15 protein-coding genes and 1 pseudogene are annotated in these 20,679 nt (G+C 59.5%); 2 read left to right on the top strand and 14 right to left on the bottom strand.

Annotated elements, in window-relative coordinates; genetic code table 11:
• Positions 1-119: 119 nt before the first annotated feature.
• Both AAEZ06_RS09405 and AAEZ06_RS09400 read right to left on the bottom strand, forming a co-directional pair.
• Positions 120-503 carry a type II toxin-antitoxin system PemK/MazF family toxin gene (locus tag AAEZ06_RS09405; protein ID WP_149411243.1) on the bottom strand — a complete coding sequence of 128 codons (384 nt, stop codon included), beginning with the start codon at positions 501-503 and terminating at the stop codon, positions 120-122.
• Between the two features lie 87 nt (positions 504-590).
• Positions 591-1,484 carry a LysR family transcriptional regulator gene (locus AAEZ06_RS09400; protein WP_149411244.1) on the bottom strand — a complete coding sequence of 298 codons (894 nt, stop codon included), beginning with the start codon at positions 1,482-1,484 and terminating at the stop codon, positions 591-593.
• 124 nt (positions 1,485-1,608) lie between these two features.
• Between AAEZ06_RS09400 and AAEZ06_RS09395 the strand changes: the two genes are divergently transcribed.
• Positions 1,609-2,883: an MFS transporter gene (locus tag AAEZ06_RS09395; RefSeq protein WP_149411245.1), complete on the top strand. Its 1,275-nt coding sequence runs from the start codon at positions 1,609-1,611 to the stop codon at positions 2,881-2,883.
• Positions 2,884-2,911: 28 nt separating this feature from the next.
• Here AAEZ06_RS09395 and AAEZ06_RS09390 read toward each other — a convergent pair whose 3' ends face one another.
• The 12 genes and pseudogenes from AAEZ06_RS09390 to pilM form a co-directional block, all read right to left on the bottom strand.
• A complete protein-coding gene (locus AAEZ06_RS09390; protein WP_149411246.1) occupies positions 2,912-3,262 on the bottom strand; it encodes a YgiW/YdeI family stress tolerance OB fold protein in 351 nt (116 codons plus the stop codon).
• A gap of 112 nt (positions 3,263-3,374) precedes the next feature.
• On the bottom strand, positions 3,375-4,442 hold the full coding sequence (gene hemE, locus AAEZ06_RS09385; RefSeq protein WP_350614002.1) for a uroporphyrinogen decarboxylase: 1,068 nt from the start codon (positions 4,440-4,442) through the stop codon (positions 3,375-3,377).
• A gap of 187 nt (positions 4,443-4,629) precedes the next feature.
• Positions 4,630-6,048, bottom strand: coding sequence for a glutamate synthase small subunit GltD family protein (locus AAEZ06_RS09380; RefSeq protein ID WP_149411248.1), 1,419 nt, complete (start codon positions 6,046-6,048; stop codon positions 4,630-4,632).
• Between the two features lie 32 nt (positions 6,049-6,080).
• On the bottom strand, positions 6,081-10,526 hold the full coding sequence (gene gltB, locus AAEZ06_RS09375; protein ID WP_149411249.1) for a glutamate synthase large subunit: 4,446 nt from the start codon (positions 10,524-10,526) through the stop codon (positions 6,081-6,083).
• Between the two features lie 349 nt (positions 10,527-10,875).
• A complete protein-coding gene (locus tag AAEZ06_RS09370; RefSeq protein ID WP_149411250.1) occupies positions 10,876-12,414 on the bottom strand; it encodes an SPOR domain-containing protein in 1,539 nt (512 codons plus the stop codon).
• A gap of 10 nt (positions 12,415-12,424) precedes the next feature.
• Entirely contained in the window at positions 12,425-13,525 is a 1,101-nt protein-coding gene (gene aroB / locus AAEZ06_RS09365) for a 3-dehydroquinate synthase (protein WP_149411251.1), read from the bottom strand.
• Between the two features lie 148 nt (positions 13,526-13,673).
• Entirely contained in the window at positions 13,674-14,192 is a 519-nt protein-coding gene (gene aroK, locus AAEZ06_RS09360; protein ID WP_149411252.1) for a shikimate kinase AroK, read from the bottom strand.
• A gap of 4 nt (positions 14,193-14,196) precedes the next feature.
• Positions 14,197-15,456, bottom strand: a pseudogene (locus tag AAEZ06_RS09355) (type IV pilus secretin PilQ); the annotation flags it as partial.
• 151 nt (positions 15,457-15,607) lie between these two features.
• Positions 15,608-16,135, bottom strand: coding sequence for a pilus assembly protein PilP (locus AAEZ06_RS09350; protein ID WP_350613998.1), 528 nt, complete (start codon positions 16,133-16,135; stop codon positions 15,608-15,610).
• Entirely contained in the window at positions 16,132-16,752 is a 621-nt protein-coding gene (locus AAEZ06_RS09345) for a type IV pilus inner membrane component PilO (protein ID WP_350613996.1), read from the bottom strand. Before AAEZ06_RS09345 ends, AAEZ06_RS09350 begins: the two co-directional genes overlap by 4 nt.
• A complete protein-coding gene (locus AAEZ06_RS09340; RefSeq protein ID WP_149411255.1) occupies positions 16,749-17,294 on the bottom strand; it encodes a PilN domain-containing protein in 546 nt (181 codons plus the stop codon). Before AAEZ06_RS09340 ends, AAEZ06_RS09345 begins: the two co-directional genes overlap by 4 nt.
• Positions 17,294-17,947, bottom strand: a complete 654-nt coding sequence (gene pilM, locus AAEZ06_RS09335) for a type IV pilus biogenesis protein PilM (protein WP_149411368.1) — start codon at positions 17,945-17,947, stop codon at positions 17,294-17,296. Before pilM ends, AAEZ06_RS09340 begins: the two co-directional genes overlap by 1 nt.
• Before the next feature lie 220 nt (positions 17,948-18,167).
• On the opposite strand from pilM, the gene AAEZ06_RS09330 reads away from it, so the two are divergent.
• Positions 18,168-20,609: a penicillin-binding protein 1A gene (locus AAEZ06_RS09330; protein ID WP_371923853.1), complete on the top strand. Its 2,442-nt coding sequence runs from the start codon at positions 18,168-18,170 to the stop codon at positions 20,607-20,609.
• The last annotated feature ends 70 nt before the right edge of the window (positions 20,610-20,679 follow it).

Raw genomic sequence — 20,679 nt, 5'->3', positions numbered from 1 at the left:
GGCTGGTTGCCCAGGATCCTCAGAGTCTCACAAGCCCCTTTCGGGAACCCGGCCAGTATGCCTGAAAACAGGTAATCGGCAATTGGTGTCATATCGCCGCTCGTCACGTCTGACACTCATCACAACCCCAACGCACTGCGCACCGCCGCTTTCACTGCCAAGAATTGTTCACTGGTAAGTTCGGCTATTTTGTAAATGCGTTTTCCATGCCGATCTTTGCTCTTGATCCGATCAAGCCTGCCTAGATTAACGGTAGCGACGATATCGCATTTCGCCCAACAGACCGGACTCGCTCCTTGCAAATGGCTTTCCAACTGAAAATGGTGCTCAAGCACCGTTCGCGGTTCCGTGGTGCTCAAGGGCACCACTGTTACCAACAACTTATTGGTCCTGTGCTTGCGTATCACAATGACAGGCCTGACCTTGATGATCTCCGGAGCTTCATAGCCCCGAAAATCACAAATCAGCACACTGCCTTCTTTAGGCTGGTAGAGAAGTGCCATCCATGTCACTCGCTTAAAAAGAAGCGATTCTGCGTAAATCCACAACAAACTACTAAGACGGTTCCGTTACTTGAGATGTGATCGTCGCTACACCACTGCCTTACGCCTCAGCAACTCAACAAACGCCTTGGCCATGGGCGATGGCTGGCCCTTGCGCTGTACCAGCCACACCGCCGTCACCGCTTCCTGATCAAGCAGGGTGCGGTAGACCACGCCATCAATACGGATGCGCTGATAGGACGCAGGCAGTACCGAGACGCCCAGGCCGGCGGCGACCAAACCGATGATGGTCATGGCCTCCCCCGCTTCCTGGGCGAAGTGCGGGCTGAAGCCGGCGTCGCGGGCCAGGTTAAGTAACTGGGCGTACAAACCACTGCCATAGGTGCGCGGGAAAAATACAAAAGGCTCGTCTGCCAATTGCGCCAGATGCAAACCGCGCTCGCTACCGTCCACCAGCGGGTGACCTGCGTTAAGTACAGCCACCAGCGGCTCACGCATCAACTCCACAACGCTCAAGGAGTCCGGCAACGGCAACGGCCGCATCAACCCAACCTGGATCGACTCGTCCACCAGCGACTCAGCCACCTCGGTACTGCTCATTTCCTGCAAGCTCAGATGCACCGCCGGGAAGGCCTGGCGAAAGGCGAATATTGCCTGTGGGATGCTGGAGTTGAACGGCGCAGAAGAGGTGAAGCCGATCTTCAGTTCGCCCAACTCCCCCAGTTGCGCACGACGCGCCACGTCCGCCGCTTTACCGACCTGGGCCAGCACCAATCGCGCCTCTTGCAGGAACAGTCGACCCGCTTCGCTCAGTTCGACCCGGCGATTGGTACGTTCAAATAAACGAGCGCCAATCTCTTGTTCCAACGCTTGGATCTGCTGGCTCAGCGGCGGCTGCGAGATGCCCAGCACCTGAGCCGCGCGGCCGAAATGGAGCTCTTCGGCAACGGCAATGAAGTAACGCAGATGGCGCAATTCCATGGAAACCCTATTAGGTCGTAAAAGCTATCAAACAGGTCGAACAATATATTGGAAAGAATCATTAGGCAGCTATATTCTTTTTCCCATTGCCAGCCCTGGCTGCTTTTCCGCCCCGAGGTCCCGCGTGAAATCTGCTGTCGCCCCACTTGCTCAAGAAGTCCCGCCCACCGCCCTGGATGAGGTGGTGGCGCAGCTCAATGAGCAGTACATCGAAAAAGGCACGCCGATGTTCATGCGCACAGTGCTGGCGCTGTTTTCCGGCGGCTTCGCCACCTTCGCCTTGCTCTATTGCGTGCAGCCGATGATGCCCGCGCTGTCCCACGAGTTTTCCATCAATGCCGCGCAGAGCAGCCTGATTCTTTCGGTAGCCACCGGCATGCTGGCCTTTGGTTTGCTGATTACCGGTCCGATTTCCGACACCCTTGGGCGCAAGCGAGTGATGGTTGCCGCGCTATTCTGCGCCGCACTGTGCACCATCGCCAGCGGCCTGATGCCCACTTGGGAGGGTATTTTGCTGATGCGGGCTTTGGTGGGCCTGTCCTTAAGTGGCCTGGCCGCCGTGGCGATGACCTACCTGAGCGAAGAAATACATCCACAACACATCGGCCTGGCCATGGGCTTGTACATCGGTGGCAACGCCATTGGCGGCATGAGCGGGCGCTTGATCATTGGTGTACTGATCGACTTCGTCAGTTGGCACACGGCGATGTTGATCATCGGCGCCCTGGCGCTGATCGCGGCCACGGTGTTCTGGAAAATCCTCCCCGAGTCGCGCAACTTCCGCGCCAGCACCCTGAACCCGCGCAGCCTGCTGGACGGCTTCACCATGCACTTCAAGGACGCCGGCCTGCCGTGGCTATTCCTTGAAGCCTTCCTGTTGATGGGCGCGTTCGTGACGATGTTCAACTACATCGGCTATCGCTTGCTGGCAGATCCGTATGACTTGAGCCAAGCCGTAGTGGGCCTGCTGTCGCTGGTGTACCTGTCGGGCATCTATAGCTCGGCAAAAATCGGTTCACTGGCCGACCGCCTGGGCCGTCGGCGGGTGCTCTGGGCCACCATCGTGCTGATGCTCGCCGGCATCACCCTGACGCTGTTTACCCCGCTGGTGCTGGTGATCGTCGGCATGTTGATGTTCACGTTTGGTTTCTTCGGCGCCCACTCGGTGGCCAGCAGCTGGATCGGCCGGCGCGCGCTGAAAGCCAAGGGCCAGGCCTCGTCGTTGTACCTGTTCAGTTATTACGCCGGGTCGAGCATTGCCGGGACGGCGGGTGGGATTTTCTGGCACTACGCGGGGTGGAGCGGGATCGGCGGCTTTATCACCAGCCTACTGGTGATTGCTTTGCTGGTGGCATTGCACCTGAGCAAACTGCCGGCAAAAAACGAAAAGGGCCGCTAAGCGGCCCTGTGGAGATGTGTGTCAGTGGTCAGTTGATAATTTCCACACGGTCAACATCGATCTCACGGCTCATCAGGCCCTTGTCGACCTCACCGGTCAGCTTGACTTGGGTCTTCTCATTGAAGGGAACGGGTGGCAGGTCCTCATCATCGATTTCCACAGCAATGGTACCGGTGGTGTCCTTGAACTCGTACTTCTCGTGGTCTTTGAGGCGACTGACGATATGACCTTGCAATACCACAGGCGTATCGTCGGATGCAGCTTGGGCGCCAGCAACAGTGACCACCGATTGCGCACCGGGGCCAGTGTAACCAGCACCCGCCAGGGCAGCGGTGCTAAACAAGGGGGCCAACAGGAGAGCTAAGTAACGGGTTTTCATGGGAGTGATCCAATTTGGGTTTCGATGGGGTCAGCATAAACACCGTGCCTGAATTGAAACTTAATGCAAAACGCCCGGCACAGGCCGGGCGTTATTTGTTATCGCAACCTGGTTACTCGTGATATTGCGCCGACAACTCATGCACCGCCCGCATGAATGCGCCAGCGTGCTCCGGGTCAACTTCCGGCGTAATCCCGTGACCAAGGTTGAACACATGGCCGCTGCCTTTGCCGTAGCTGGCGAGGATGCGGCCAACTTCGGTGCGGATCGCTTCCGGCTTGGCGTACAGCACAGTCGGGTCCATGTTGCCTTGCAGCGCCACTTGGCCGCCCACGCGACGGCGGGCTTCGCCGATGTCACAGGTCCAGTCCAGGCCCAGTGCGTCCGCGCCAACATCAGCGATGCTTTCCAGCCACAGGCCGCCGCCCTTGGTGAACAGGATCACCGGCACCTTGCGACCTTCATGTTCGCGGATCAGGCCGCTGACGATTTTGCGCATATAGGCCAGGGAGAACTCCTGGTACGCCGCCGCCGACAGGTTGCCACCCCATGTGTCAAAGATCTGCACCGCTTGGGCGCCTGCCATGATCTGGGCGTTGAGGTAGGAGGTGACCGACTGAGCCAGCTTGTCCAGCAACAGATGCATAGCTTGCGGGTTGTCGTAGAGCATGGCCTTGGTCTTGCGGAAGTCTTTCGACGAGCCGCCTTCGACCATGTAGGTGGCCAGGGTCCACGGGCTGCCGGAGAAGCCGATCAGCGGCACGCGGCCGTTCAGCTCACGGCGAATGGTGCTGACCGCGTCCATGACGTAGCCCAGGTCCTTGTGAGGATCGGGGATCGGCAGGGCTTCGATGTCGGCCAGGGTGCTGACGACTTTCTTGAAACGCGGGCCTTCGCCGGTTTCAAAGTACAGGCCTTGGCCCATGGCGTCAGGGATGGTCAGGATATCGGAGAAGAGGATGGCCGCATCCAGTTGTGGATAACGGTCCAGCGGCTGCATGGTGACTTCGCAGGCGAACTCCGGGTTCATGCACAGGCTCATGAAGTCGCCGGCTTTGGCGCGGCTGGCGCGGTACTCCGGCAGGTAGCGACCGGCTTGACGCATCATCCACACAGGGGTGACGTCAACAGGTTGCTTGAGCAGGGCACGAAGGAAACGGTCGTTCTTGAGGGCAGTCATGTCGGCATCCGCATAAAAAGTGCGGGCATTTTCTCAGAGCGCGACGTAAAAGGCACGGTATGCGCCGTGCCTTTTGTCTATCGGGTCAATTAGTCGCAGAGGAACAGCTGCAAGTTATAAGCTGCAAGCCGCAAGCACCGTGGCTTTGAGCTTGCAGCTAATAGCTTGAAACTTGCAGCTGGCGTCGTCAGACGCCCAGGTAATCCAGGATCCCTTCAGCGGCAGTGCGGCCTTCGAAGATCGCCGTCACCACCAGGTCAGAACCGCGAACCATATCGCCACCGGCGAAGATTTTCGGGTTGCTGGTCTGGTGTTTGTACTGGGCTTGTTCCGGAGCCACGACGCGGCCCTGGCTGTCGGTCTGGATGCTGAACTGCTCAAACCAAGACGCCGGGCTTGGACGGAAGCCGAAGGCGATGACCACGGCGTCAGCCGGGATGATCTCTTCGGAACCCGGGATCGGCTCGGGGCTGCGACGGCCACGGGCATCCGGTTCGCCGAGACGAGTCTCGACCACTTTCACGCCTTCGACGCGATCTTCACCCACAATGGCGATCGGCTGGCGGTTGTAGAGGAATTTCACGCCTTCTTCCTTGGCGTTCTTCACCTCTTTGCGCGAGCCCGGCATGTTGGCTTCGTCACGACGATAAGCACAGGTCACCGACTTGGCGCCCTGGCGAATCGAGGTACGGTTGCAGTCCATCGCCGTGTCGCCACCGCCCAGTACCACGACCTTTTTGCCTTTCATGTCGACGAAGTCTTCCGGCGACTTTTCAAAGCCCAGGTTGCGGTTGACGTTGGCGATCAGGAAGTCCAAAGCGTCGTAGACGCCCGGCAGGTCCTCACCGGCAAAGCCGCCCTTCATGTAGGTGTAGGTGCCCATGCCCATGAACACGGCATCGTATTCTTCGAGCAGTTGCTCCATGGTCACGTCTTTGCCGATCTCGGTGTTGAGACGGAACTCGATGCCCATGCCGGTGAACACTTCGCGACGGTGGCTCAGCACGGTCTTTTCCAGCTTGAATTCAGGGATGCCAAAGGTCAGCAGGCCACCGATTTCCGGGTTCTTATCGAACACCACCGGAGTCACGCCGCCACGCACCAGTACATCGGCACAGCCCAACCCCGCAGGCCCGGCACCGATGATCGCCACACGTTTGCCGGTGGGTTTGACCTTGGACATGTCCGGGCGCCAGCCCATGGCGAACGCGGTGTCGGTGATGTACTTCTCCACCGAACCGATGGTCACCGCCCCAAAACCGTCGTTGAGGGTGCAGGCACCCTCGCACAGACGATCCTGTGGGCACACCCGGCCGCAGACTTCCGGCAAGGTGTTGGTCTGGTGGGACAGCTCGGCGGCGGCGAGGATGTTGCCCTCAGCCACCAATTTGAGCCAGTTGGGAATGAAGTTGTGCACAGGGCACTTCCATTCGCAATACGGGTTACCGCAACCCAGGCAGCGGTGGGCCTGGTCGGCCGAGTGCTGGGGTTTGAAGGGTTCGTAGATTTCCACGAACTCTTTCTTGCGTTGACGCAACAGTTTCTTCTTCGGATCTTTGCGCCCGACATCGATGAACTGGAAGTCGTTATTCAGACGTTCAGCCATGTTAAAACCTCATCAAACTCTTCAGGCGCATATCACTGCGGGTTGGCACGGGTGCTGGAAAGCAACGATTTCAGGTTGGCAGCCTTGGGCTTGACCAGCCAGAAACGACGCAGGTAGTCATCAAGGTTTTCAGCGAGGTTACGGCCCCATTCGCTGTTGGTTTCCTCGACGTATTCGTCCAGCACATGCTGCAAGTGGTTGCGATAGGATTCCATCGCTTCGCCGCTGATCCGCTGGATGTCCACCAGTTCGTGGTTGACCTTGTCGACGAAGGTGTTGTCCTGGTCCAACACGTAGGCGAAACCGCCGGTCATGCCCGAACCGAAGTTGTAGCCGGTCTTGCCCAGAACGGCGACAAAACCACCGGTCATGTACTCGCAGCAGTGATCGCCAGTGCCTTCCACCACGGTGTGAGCACCGGAGTTACGCACCGCGAATCGCTCGCCGGCAGTACCCGCTGCGAACAGTTTGCCGCCGGTCGCGCCATACAGGCAGGTGTTACCGATGATGGCACTGTCCTGCGTCTTGTAGACGCTGCCCACCGGCGGAACGATCACCAGCTTACCGCCGGTCATGCCCTTGCCCACGTAGTCGTTGGCGTCGCCTTCCAGGTACATGTTCAGGCCGCCGGCGTTCCAAACGCCGAAGCTCTGGCCAGCGGTGCCTTTGAAGCGGAAGGTGATCGGCGCCTTGGCCATGCCCTGGTTGCCGTGTTTACGGGCGATTTCACCGGAGATCCGCGCACCGATGGAACGGTCACAGTTGCAGATATCCAGGACAAATTCGCCGCCGCTGGCATCGTTGATCGACGAAGTAGCCATCTCGACCATCTTCTCGGCCAACAGGCCTTTGTCGAACGGCGGGTTGCGTTCCACCTGGCAGAACTGTGGTTTGTCGGCCGGAATGTGATCGCTGCCCAACAGCGGCGTCAGGTCCAGGTGTTGCTGCTTGGCGGTCTGGCCTTCGAGGATTTCCAACAGATCAGTACGGCCGATCAGCTCTTCGAGAGTGCGCACGCCCAGCTTAGCCAACCACTCACGGGTTTCTTCGGCGACGTAGGTGAAGAAATTCACCACCATGTCGACGGTGCCGATGTAGTGATCCTTGCGCAGCTTCTCATTCTGGGTAGCGACGCCGGTGGCGCAGTTGTTCAGGTGGCAGATGCGCAGGTATTTACAGCCCAGGGCGATCATCGGTGCGGTGCCGAAGCCGAAGCTTTCAGCGCCGAGGATTGCGGCCTTGATCACGTCGAGGCCGGTTTTCAGGCCACCGTCGGTTTGCACCCGAACCTTGCCGCGCAGGTCGTTGCCACGCAGGGTTTGGTGAGTTTCGGCAAGCCCCAGTTCCCATGGCGCGCCAGCGTACTTGATGGAGGTCAGCGGCGATGCGCCGGTGCCGCCATCGTAGCCGGAGATGGTGATCAAGTCGGCATAGGCCTTGGCCACACCGGCGGCGATAGTACCGACGCCGGCTTCTGCTACCAGCTTCACCGAGACCAGGGCCTTGGGGTTGACTTGTTTCAAGTCGAAAATCAGCTGCGACAAATCCTCGATGGAGTAGATGTCGTGGTGCGGCGGTGGCGAAATCAGGGTCACGCCAGGCACTGCGTAACGCAGCTTGGCGATCAGGCCGTTGACCTTGCCGCCTGGCAACTGGCCGCCCTCGCCTGGCTTGGCGCCTTGGGCAACCTTGATTTGCAGCACTTCGGCGTTGACCAGGTATTCCGGGGTCACACCGAAACGGCCAGTAGCCACCTGCTTGATTTTCGAGCTCTTGATGGTGCCGTAACGCGCTGGGTCTTCACCACCTTCACCGGAGTTGGAACGCGCACCCAGGCGGTTCATGGCTTCGGCCAGGGCTTCGTGAGCCTCAGGCGACAAGGCGCCCAGGGAAATACCGGCGGAGTCAAAACGCTTGAGGATCGATTCCAGAGGCTCGATCTCGCTGATGGCCAGTGGCGTGTCCAGGGTTTTCACCTTGAACATATCGCGGATCATCGACACCGGGCGGTTATCCACCAGCGCAGTGTATTCCTTGAACTTGGCGTAGTCGCCTTGCTGCACAGCGGCTTGCAAGGTGCTGACCACATCCGGGTTGTAGGCGTGATATTCGCCACCGTGGACGAACTTCAGCAGGCCGCCTTGCTGGATCGGCTTGCGCGCGCTCCAGGCTTCGGCTGCCAGGGCTTTCTGTTCGGCTTCGATGTCGACGAAACGCGCACCCTTGATGCGGCTCGGCACACCACGGAAGCTCATGTCGCAGACTTCTTCCGACAGGCCGATGGCTTCGAACAACTGAGCACCGCGATAAGACGTGATGGTGGAGATGCCCATCTTCGACAGGATCTTCAGCAGGCCCTTGGTGATGCCTTTACGGTAGTTCTTGAACACCTCATAGAGGTCGCCCAGCACTTCACCGGTACGGATCAGGTCGCCCAGCACTTCGTACGCGAGGAACGGGTAGACCGCCGAGGCGCCGAAACCGATCAACACCGCGAAGTGGTGCGGGTCGCGGGCGGTGGCGGTTTCCACGAGGATATTGGAGTCGCAACGCAGGCCTTTTTCAGTCAGGCGGTGATGCACCGCGCCGGTGGCCAGGGAAGCGTGGATCGGCAACTTGCCCGGGGCGATATGACGGTCGGTCAGCACGATCTGGGTACGACCAGCGCGCGCGGCTTCTTCAGCCTGATCGGCGACGTTACGCACCGCAGCTTCCAGGCCGATGCTCTCGTCGTAGTTCAGGTCGATGATCTGCCGGTCGAAGCCTGGACGCTCCAGGGTCATCAACGAACGCCACTTGGCCGGGGAAATGACCGGCGAGCTGAGGATCACGCGGGAGGCGTGCTCTGGCGATTCCTGGAAGATATTGCGCTCGGCGCCGAGGCAGATTTCCAGGGACATGACAATGGCTTCACGCAGCGGGTCGATCGGTGGGTTGGTCACCTGGGCGAACTGCTGGCGGAAATAGTCATACGGCGTGCGCACACGCTGGGACAGCACGGCCATTGGCGTGTCGTCACCCATGGAGCCGACGGCTTCGTAGCCTTGCTCGCCCAGTGGGCGCAGCACCTGGTCGCGCTCTTCGAACGTGACCTGGTACATCTTCATGTACTGCTTGAGTTGGTCGACGTCGTAGAAAGCCGAGCCGTGGTCGTTGTCTTCCATGGTCGCCTGAATGCGCAGAGCGTTCTTGCGCAGCCATTGCTTATACGGATGACGGGACTTCAAGCGGTTGTCGATGGCGTCGGTGTCGAGAACCTGCCCGGTTTCAGTGTCCACAGCCAGGATCTGCCCAGGGCCTACGCGGCCCTTGGCGATGACGTCTTCGGGCTGGTAATTCCAGACGCCGACTTCCGAAGCCAGGGTGATAAAGCCGTTGGTGGTGGTGACCCAACGCGCCGGGCGTAGACCGTTACGGTCCAGCAGGCACACCGCGTAGCGGCCATCAGTCATCACGACACCCGCCGGGCCGTCCCACGGCTCCATGTGCATGGAGTTGTACTCATAGAACGCCCGAAGATCGGGGTCCATGGTCTCGACGTTCTGCCACGCAGGCGGAATGATCATGCGCACGCCACGGAACAGATCGATGCCGCCAGTGACCATCAGTTCCAGCATGTTGTCCATGCTGGAGGAGTCGGAACCCACGCGGTTGACCAGCGGGCCCAGCTCTTCGAGGTCCATCAAATCGTTGGCGAACTTGGTGCGACGGGCTACTGCCCAGTTGCGGTTACCGGTGATGGTGTTGATCTCGCCGTTATGGGCGAGGAACCGGAATGGCTGGGCCAGCGGCCATTTCGGCAGGGTGTTGGTGGAGAAGCGCTGATGGAACACGCAGATTGCGGTTTGCAGGCGCTCGTCGCTCAGGTCTGGATAGAAGGCGGTCAAATCCGCCGGCATCATCAGGCCTTTATAAATAATGGTCTTGTGGGAAAAGCTGCAGATGTAGTGGTCAGTGTCGGCAGCGTTGGCTACGGACGAACGACGACGGGAAGTGAACAGCTTGATCGCCATGTCCTGATCGCTGAAACCGTCGCCGGAGATGAACACTTGTTCGATCTGCGGCAGACGTTCCAGGGCCAGGCGGCCGAGGACGCTGGTGTCGATGGGCACTTTGCGCCAGCCAACGAGTTGCAGGCCGGCAGCCAGGATCTCGCGGTTCATGTTCTCGCGAGCAGCTTGGGCTTTTACCGGGTCCTGATTAAAAAACACCATGCCCACGGCGTACTGCTTGGGCAAGTCGGCACCGAAATGCTCCTTGGCGATTGCGCGCAGGAACTGGTCGGGCTTTTGAATCAGCAAGCCGCAACCGTCACCGGTCTTGCCGTCGGCGTTGATCCCACCGCGGTGGGTCATGCAGGTCAGGGCCTCGATGGCCGTTTGCAGAAGGGTATGACTGGGCTCGCCCTGCATATGGGCAATCAGGCCGAAACCGCAGTTATCCTTGAATTCATCGGGTTGGTACAGACCTGCTTTCATAGACACTTTCTCACCAGGCTGCCTCTTTGATCGAGGCAAATTTCTTTTCAATTCAACCCGTTACCTTCCACGCCGGACGTACGCCGGCTTTGCGGGGGAAAAAGGGAGGTCATTGTACACACCGACACAGACGCTCACAAATTTAGCGACGAAATGTCGCAAATCTATGTCGCATTTATGAAAGGTTTAAAGCGATATGCTGTGCTAGTCAAAACTTTTTTAATTCTGACCGCTACGACTCAAAAGCGACGTGCGCAGACACCACAAAGCGCGCGGCCTGGAAGGCAGCACGCACTTGCGGTTTTTTTGAGGTGCCGGGAGAGGCGGCCTGGGTAAGGCCGCCGAATCTTCAGCGAGTTGCTGCCAGTTCCTGTTGGACGCTGGCGACAGTACGAGGCCAAGGTTTACCAGCCTGAACCTTCGCTGGCAAGGCCTTGATAGCGGTTACAGCTGCATCACGGCTGGCGAAGTTGCCGTAGGTGATCACGTAAAGTGGCTTGCCGTTAAGGTCTTTCTTGAAATAACGGTACTCGCCGCCCTGCTCCTTGACGAAGTTTTGCGCGCTGGCTTCGGAGCTGGTGCCGAGGATCTGCACCACGTAGTTCTTGGCCGGCTGGCTGGTGTACCAGCTGCTGCCAGCGGAGGCCTTGGCTACGGTCGCAGGCTTGGCAACTGGTGCTGGTTTAGCAACTGGCGCCGGGGCAGGCTTGGCGGTCGCCACCTGGACAGGTGCAGGCGCCGGCTTGGCTACTGGAGCCGGAACAGGCGCGGGGCTCGGTGCTACGCCAGCGGGTGGCGCGGTGGTGGTAACAGTCGGCGGAGTGGCGCTGGAGCCTTCCACTGGCACGCCGTCGTCGCCTTCGGAGATGGCGCCAGCTTCTTCCGCCAACGGGCCACGCATGACCGGCTGGCCGACCATCGGCAGGTTGGTAGGCTGGCCGGAGCCGGAAAATTCAACGGCTGGCGCGCCGTTAGTGGTTGGTTTGCCCAATGGCAGCTGTGCCTGTTCGGCAGGCGCGGTTGTCGGTGCCTTGCTGCGGCCTGGAATCAACCAGGCAGCGGCGACGGCAACCACGACAACAGCGGAAATTGCCAATACGTGTTTCTTCGGCATGGTGAACCCCATCTTTGGACGCTTTACCGCTGAGCGGCTGGCAATCATGGCTTCGATCATGGCATCCCGGGCGACCTGGTTGATGGTGCCAGGCCAGCCGTCGGAGCTTTCGTGAATATCAGAGATCTGCGAAGCGGAAAAAAGTTCGATTCCCTGCCCGGCACCTTCAAGACGCTGGGCCAGGTATTCGCGGGTTTCTTCTTCTTCGTAAGGCTGCAGTTCGATGACATGGAAGCGCTCTTCCTCACCGCTCAACTGCTCCAGATCGGCAATCAGCGACGACTCACCGAACAGGAACACATGAGGACGACCTTCAGGCGTACCGGCCGCCAGGGCCAGCAACGCTTCAAGGGCGGATTCGTCGAGCTGCTCGGCATCATCCACCAGCAGGTAGACTTCCTGGCCGGTCAGACCCAGTTGTACCACTTGCTTGAGGATCGCCGTCGGCTCGGCATTGGACACGTCCAGGGCCTGGGCGACCTGGCGCAGCACGCCCGCCGCATCACCGGCGCCACGGGCTGACACCACCACGCTCTGCACTGACTGCTTGTTGGTGCTGGCCACCAGCGCCTGACGCAACAAGGTCTTGCCACTGCCCAACGGGCCCGTGACCACCAGCAGCAGCTGGCTGTAACGCGCCAGGTGGTGCAACTGCCCCAACACCGGCTTGCGTTGGGCAGGGAAGAATTTGAAACCAGGCACCCGTGGAGCAAAAGGGTCGTGATTTAACTGGTAATGGCCAAGAAACGCCTCGTCAGCATGCAAACTAGTCATCGGGATCTTATTAACCTTTAAGCTGAGCCAGGGCGCGGTAGTCCGCTCCCAGCGTGGCCTGTAAAATCTCTTTCGGATAATCGTCGGTCACTACCGCTTCGCCCATTCGGCGCAACAGCACCAGACGCAGACGACCGTCGATCACTTTCTTGTCTATCGCCATGTGTTCGAGAAAATCAGCTTCAGTCATCACCTCGGGAGGAATGACCGGCAACCCGGCGCGCTGGAACAGGCGAATACCGCGATCACGCTCCTGGCTGCTGATCCAGCCCAGGCGTTGCGACATCTCCAATGCCATCACTGTGCCGGCCGCTACGGCCTCTCCATGCAACCACACACCATAGCCCATGTGCGTTTCGATCGCATGGCCGAAGGTGTGACCCAGGTTCAACGTGGCCCGTACACCGGACTCGCGCTCGTCGGCATTGACCACCAGCGCCTTGGCAGCGCACGAGCGGGAAATGGCTTCGGTCAGCGCGACCTGGTCCAGGTCGCGCAGGGCGTCGACATGTTCTTCCAACCAGGTCAGGAACGGCTCGTCGCAGATCAACCCGTACTTGATGACTTCCGCCAGGCCCGCCGACAGCTCACGGGGTGGCAGGGTATTGAGGGTAGCGGTATCGATCAGCACCACGTTGGGCTGATAGAACGCACCGACCATGTTCTTGCCCAGAGGGTGATTGATGCCGGTCTTGCCGCCCACCGACGAATCGACCTGGGACAGCAGCGTGGTCGGCACCTGGATAAAGTCCACGCCGCGCTGGTAACAGGCCGCCGCGAAACCGGCCATGTCGCCGATAACCCCGCCGCCTAGGGCAACCACGGTGGTGCGACGATCATGACGGGCAGTGAGCAGGCCGTCGAAGATCAGTTGCAGGGTTTCCCAGGTCTTGAACGCTTCGCCATCGGGCAGAATCACCGAAATAACCGAATACGCCTCAAGGCTGCGACTCAGACGCTCAAGATAAAGCGGCGCAACCGTCTCGTTGGAGATAATCGCCACTTGTCGCCCGGCAATATGCGGTGCGAACAATTCGGGCTGGTCCAACAAACCTTCGCCAATATGGATCGGGTAGCTGCGCTCGCCAAGATCGACCTTAAGTGTCTGCATGTGTCCCCGCGTTGAAGATGGAAGCAGGCGTCTTGCCCTACATTAACGTTTGTCGGCAACGTAGCGATCTGACGCTGCCTGATGGCTCTACGCCACAACTCAGACGGTCATGACGCGCCGCCGAGGATAGCGCATTTCGCGCCTGGCTTTAACGGGGCGACAGTTGCTGCAAGCGCTCAAGAATGTCGAGAACCACCATTCGTGGCGGCCGCTCATCGGTTTCCACCACCAGATCGGCGATTTCCCGATATAGCGGATCGCGCAGCGTCAGCAAGTCCCGCAGGGTTTTCGCCGGATCGGCCGTACGCAACAGCGGGCGATTGCGATCGCGAGCGGTTCGACCGACCTGCTGCTCGACAGACGCATGCAAATAGACGACTCGACCACCGGCATGCAGTGCCCGGCGATTTTCATCGCGCATCACCGCGCCGCCGCCCGTAGCCAATACCACGCCATCGCAGCCACACAGCTCGGCAATCATCGCCTGCTCGCGGTCGCGAAAGCCCAATTCGCCTTCCTTATCGAAGATCCACGGGATATTGGCGCCCGTGCGCAATTCAATTTCCTTATCGGAGTCTTTGAATGGCAGGCGCAGCTCTTTGGCCAGCAAACGGCCGATGGTGCTTTTTCCAGCCCCCATCGGTCCAACAAGAATCAAATTTCGCACAGAATCAACGACTCACAGCAATCGCCTGGTTATTCATAATACGCGGAGTCAGGAATACCAGCAGCTCGGATTTTTTCTCCGAAACCACATCCCGCCGGAAAAGGCGGCCAAGATACGGCACATCGCCCAAAAATGGCACTTTATCTACCACTTTGCTTTGGGTATTGGAGAAAACGCCGCCAATCACGATGGTCTCGCCATCCCTGACCAACACCTTGGCATTGACCTCGTTTTTCTTGATGGGCGGCACGTCGTTAAGTTTGTTCAGGTAGTCAGGCTCATCCTTGGTAACCCTGACCTCCATGATCACCCAGTCGTCCGGGGTGATTTGCGGTGTTACTTCCAGGGACAGCGAGGCCTCCTTGAACGACACGGAGGTGGCACCCTCGGACGTGGACTCCTGGTAAGGAATCTCGGTACCCTTGAGGATTCGGGCGGTTTCCTTGTCGGAAGTGACCACCTTGGGCTGCGAGACGATCTCTCCGTTGCCGGTTTTCTCCATGGCCGTCAGCTCCAGGTCCAGCAGCACATTGTCGGTAATAAAGGCGATGCCCAGGCCGGCTGTACCGTTGACCGCACCCAAGTCGACAAAAGGCGAACTGGACGAGTTCTCGGGTTGCTCGCCCTCACCCGATGGCGCTTTGTTGATACCGCCGCCACTCCAGTTGCCCTTGTTCTGGATCAAACCACCCCAGCGCACCCCCAGGCTTTTGTCGTAGTCGACATTGGCTTCGACGATCCGCGCCTCGATCATCACCTGGCGCACCGGGATATCCAGTTGCGCGACGATACGACGCAGCTCGTCCAGGCGCTCCTGCGTCTGATAGACGAGAATATTATTGGTCCGATCATCCACCACCACCGAGCCGCGCTCATTGCTCCCACCCTCAAGGCCAGCCGCTGACTGGAACAGCTTGGCCAGTTCAGCCGCCTTGGCGTAATTGACTTGCAGCAACTCGCGACGCAACGGTGCCAGCTCGGTCAACTGCTGGCGCGATTCCAGCGCCAGCAACTCCCGCGCAGCCAGTTCATCGGCAGGCGCGACCAGTAACACATTGTCTTTCAGGCGCTTGTCTAGCCCCTTGGTTTGCAGCACCAGATCCAGGGCCTGATCCCAGGGCACATCCTTGAGGCGCAGGGTAATCGAGCCCTGCACCTCATCACTGGCCACCAGGTTGAGGCCGGCAAAGTCGGCAATCAGTTGCAGGACGGCTCGGACCTCGATGTTCTGGAAGTTGAGAGATAACTTATCGCCGCTGAACGCGCTGCGCTCGGTACTGAGGGGCGCACCACCGGGAGGTGGCAAGTGAATCAGGTCGACCCGATTGGGCACAGCCTTGACCATCGGTGCTGCGAACGCTATCCATAGCGCCACACCGAAGGACGAAAAAGTCCTTTTCATTATTTGAATTCCGTTATGAATGCACGTTCAAGGCAAGGGTTCGCGAGCGTTCCAGCCACGCGCCCTCACCATCAGGAAAGAGTTCGACGATCTCGACTTGATCCTCATGGATGGCCATCACCCGCCCATGGTCCCAACCCAGGTAATCACCGACTGCCAGACGGTGTACCCCCGCAGCGCCCCGCAGCAGGGCAAAGGTCTGCGCTCCACTGGACAGTGTGCCAACCATCTCAAACTCATCGATGGCAAAGCCTTCAAGAAAGTGCCGAGGGCGGTCAGAGTCTGGCTTCAGCCCCGGCCGGCCCGATGGACGACTGACAGGCTGGACCTCATTTGGCAGCTGGAAAGGATCGCGCAGTAACGCTGGATCGTAGACAAAGCGCGGCACCACGACAGCAACCACAGGCTCCTCGACCAGCGCTGGTACCTGCTGACGAATCGCGTGCAAACGGGCTTCCAGCGCTTGCACATCGGTACCATTGCCGCACCCGGCCAGCGACCCCAGGCAAAGGAACCAGCACACACCATTGAGGCACCTCATGGCGATGCCCCCTGGTCGTTGTAGCGATAGGTCTTGGCGAGCAGGTTCAAGCGCAGCGGCGAGTCGTCTTGCACATCGGCAGGCCTGATGACGAAATCGTGCAAGGTAACGATTCGCGACAGCCCCGACACACTACTGACGAAGGTCGCCAGGTCGTGATAAGCCCCGATGAGGCTGATCTGCATCGGCAGTTCGATGTAAAGCGGCTGAACTTGCTCATCCAATAGCCTGATTTCCTCGAGTACTAATCCGCCAGTCAGGCCCAGCCGGGTGATGTCTTCAAGTAGACCAGGCACCTCGGTAGCTGTCGGCAACCGGTGCAGTTGCTCAGCGAAGGCACCCCGCATGACCTCAAGCTGGCGGGCATAGGCCTCCAGATTGGCGGCCGGGCCGACCTTATCGGCAAATTGCTGCTGCAAGGTCACTTCCCGGGCTTCCTGTCGATGCAACTGCTCGCGCGACGCGCTCAAGTAGAGGCTGTCACCCAACATCAGCAACAGGCAGGCGAACGCAACACCCAGCAGAATCTTGCGGGGCAAGGGCCAATGGGCGGCGTTATGGTACAGCGTGGAAAATTCGAGGGTTGTCAGCCTTGGCAGGCTCGACGACAGGCTCATTGCCCCGCCTCGCCGGACTCTCCATGGCCAACCATCAACTGAAAAGCACTGCCGGCCTCTTCGGCCCGTACATGTCGCAAGCTGGGAGTTTGCAGTCCATTGGAGGACTCCAGGCTGCGCATCAAGCGGGCGACGTCATGATTGGATGCTGCAGTTGCGCTGATCTCGACCGAGGTCCCACTCACAGTTATTTCTCGCAACCGCACCCCATCCGGCACAGCACGGGCCAGTTGGTCGAACAGTTGCCCGCCCGCAGAGCGATCACCCTGCAGATCCTCCACGACCTTCATCCGCTCCATCAACTGCCGCCGTTGCTCGCGCAGTTCGTCGATAGTCTTGATCCGCGAATCAAGCACCGTGACTACCTTGCTCAAGTGGTTGTTACGAGCCACCTGCCGATCGATCGCCTGACCGATAATACGATCCGCCAACCACACCGTAGCTAGCGCAATAAGAGCGCTCACCAGCAAAAACACCAAAAAGTATTTGCGCCGCCGCTCAGCCTGTTCTTCGCGCCAGGGCAAAAGGTTGATTCTTGTCATCAATCGAAACTCCTGAGGGCCAAACCGCAAGCGACCCGCAATCTCTGGGCATCAGCAGCCCATTGTGTACCATTGATCCAACTGCCCGGCGTGATGCTGGCAACGACCTGATCGGATGCACGCTCCAGCGCAAACGCCTCGACATCGACTATTTGCGTCGCCAACCCCGCCAGGGCCAGCACCGCCTCACGGGCCTCGACCTGCTCCTTGAGGCAAGCGGCGAGCAGCACATTGATACGCCCCGCCCCCCTGATCGAGGGGCCCTTGACCTGAAAGTCGATTGCCACCTCCTCCAGCGGATAGGGAATGTACTGATCCGCGTCCAGCCGCAGTCGACGCGCAATCTCGTCATCGTCGAGCCCCGCGTCCATCTCCACCAGCCGGGTAATGACCGACGGCCCCGCCACCGCAACGGCTGCCTTCCTGACAGACGTCTGCGACTGGAACAGTGCCTTGGAAAGCGCCTGCCCGACAACCTCCAGATCAACAATATTGCTGTCGATCACTGCATGGCCCGGCAAAGACTGGGTGGCGTAGGTTCGTACTGTGTAACCGACGCTTGAGCGAGCCAATTCCACCAGTCTCACCTGCGCATCATTGATGTCGATACCGAGAACGGTATCGGTTTTTCGCCTGAAAAATCCCTTTACCATAAAACTCCCTAAAGCTTTCCCTGTCTCAGGGCTGGCTACTGCCTGAATTGACGCATTCGGTCGGTTTGATTGAGAGGCGCCCATGACGCCCCAAGCTGAAAAATGCTTTAATGCCCAGCGTTTTTTCCCGCTTTTTATTTGCAGGTCGGGGCGACCCATCGTTTGCCGTGCATGCCCCGACACCTAACTCATTCTTTTCTCTGGAAATCCAAAAGCCTTGATTCGTCTGCTGAAGTTTTTCGGGTACTCCATTGTCGCCATCGTCTGCGGGCTGCTGCTCGTTCTCAGCGGGGCCTATCTCTACCTTAGTCCGGGATTGCCCTCCGTAGAGACCCTGAGAAGTATCCAGTTGCAGATTCCTTTGCGGGTCTACAGCAGCGATGAAAAACTGATCGCGGAGTTCGGCGAAATGCGCCGCACCCCGATCCTTTTCGCCGATATTCCACCCAACTTCATCAACGCCCTTTTGTCGGCCGAAGACGATAACTTCGCCAATCACTATGGCGTGGACCCCGGCAGCCTGGTCCGTGCAGCCACGCAACTGGTAAAAAGTGGTCACATTCAGTCTGGCGGCAGCACCATCACCATGCAGGTGGCGAAGAACTTCTTCCTCACCAGCGAACGCAGTTTTTCCCGCAAGGCCACGGAAATCCTCCTGGCGCTGCAGATCGAACGACAGCTGACCAAGGATGAAATCCTGGAGCTGTACGTCAACAAAATCTATCTGGGCAACCGCGCCTACGGTATCGAAGCGGCGTCACAGGTGTATTACGGCAAGTCGATTCGTGACGCCAGCCTGGCGCAGATGGCAATGATTGCCGGTTTGCCGAAAGCCCCTTCACGCTTCAACCCCCTGGCCAACCCGGCGCGCAGCAAAGAGCGTCGCGATTGGATCCTGGGGCGGATGTACAAGCTGGGCAAGATCGACCAGAGCGCCTATGAAACGGCCGTGGCCGAACAACTGAACGCCAGCTATCACGTGCCGACGCCCGAAGTGAGTGCGCCGTACATTGCCGAGATGGCCCGTGCCGAGATGGTCGGCCGTTATGGCAGCGAGGCCTACACCGAAGGTTTCCGCGTTACCACGACCATTGCGAGCAACTTGCAGGAAGTGGCGAATACCGCCGTCCATGAAGGCCTGATCACCTATGACCAGCGCCATGGCTATCGCGGCCCCGAATCACGCCTGCCGGGCAAGACCCTCAGCGCCTGGACCCTAGAACTGGGTAAACAGCGCGCAATCAGCGGCCTTGAGCCAGCCATCGTCACCCAGGTGAAGAAGGATGGCGTGCAGGTGCTGACCCGCACCGGCGAAGAACACGTGGCCTGGGACAGCATGAAATGGGCACGTCCGTTCCTCAACACCAACAGCATGGGCCCGATGCCCAAGCAGCCGTCGGATGTGGCTCAAGTCGGCGACCTGATCCGCGTGCAGCGCCAGAAGGACGACAGTCTGAAATTCAGCCAGGTCCCGGTGGCACAAGGCGCCCTGGTATCGCTGGACCCACAGAACGGCGCCATCCGCGCCCTGGTCGGCGGTTTTGCCTTCGAACAAAGCAACTACAACCGTGCCACCCAGGCCAAGCGCCAACCGGGCTCCAGCTTCAAGCCGTTCGTCTACAGCGCCGCACTGGACAATGGCTATACCGCCGCCAGTTTGGTCAACGACGCGCCAATCGTGTTTGTCGATGAGTACATGGACAAGGTCTGGCGACCGAAGAACGACACCAACACCTTCCTTGGCCCGATCCGGGTTCGTGAGGCGCTGTACAAGTCACGCAACCTGGTGTCGATCCGCTTGCTGCAAGCGATGGGCGTCGACCGTACCATCGACTACATCAGCAAGTTCGGCTTCAACAAGCAGGACCTGCCGCGCAACCTGTCCCTGGCTTTGGGTACGGCTACCCTCACACCGATGGAAGTCGCCACCGGCTGGAGCACCTTTGCCAACGGCGGCTACAAGATCACGCCGTACCTGATCGACAAGATCGAAAGCCGCAACGGCGAGACGCTGTTCGTCGCCAACCCGCCGAGCGTGCCCAATGGCGTCGCCGCGACGGCTGGTTTGGCAGCGCCAGCCAACGGCGGTATCACCATCGAACCGATGCCGGGCGAAGTCCCAACAGGCGCTGCGCCTGCCCCGCAAACACCGGCAGTGGCCGAGCGCATCGTCGACGGCCGCACCACCTACATCCTCAACAGTATGCTGGAAGATGTGATCAAGCGCGGCACTGGCCGCCGAGCCCTGGCCCTTGGCCGCACGGACCTGGCAGGCAAGACCGGCACCACCAACGAGTCCAAGGATGCCTGGTTCTCCGGCTACAACGCCGACTACATCACCACAGTCTGGACCGGTTACGACCAGCCGGAAAGCCTGGGCCGTCGCGAGTTCGGCGGCACCGTTGCGCTGCCAATCTGGATGAGCTACATGGGCGCAGCCCTCAAGGACAAGCCAGCCCACACCCAGGCCGAGCCGGAAGGCATTCTTAGCCTGCGGATAGACCCGATCAGTGGCCGCGCCGCTGTGCCGGGCACACCGAATGCGTACTTCGAACTATTCAAGAGCGAAGACACGCCACCATCGGTCAATGAGCTGGGCAATGGCACCGCACCAGGCAGCCCGCTGCCGGCGGATGAGGCGGCGCCGATCGACTTATTCTAAGTACCGGCTCTCGGACAGATGAGACCTGTGTGGGAGCTGGCTTGCCTGCGATGCAGACAGCGCGGTGCTT

This window comes from Pseudomonas sp. HY7a-MNA-CIBAN-0227, assembly GCF_040310325.1.
Taxonomy (GTDB): domain Bacteria; phylum Pseudomonadota; class Gammaproteobacteria; order Pseudomonadales; family Pseudomonadaceae; genus Aquipseudomonas.
This window is presented reverse-complemented; position numbering and strand designations above follow the sequence as displayed.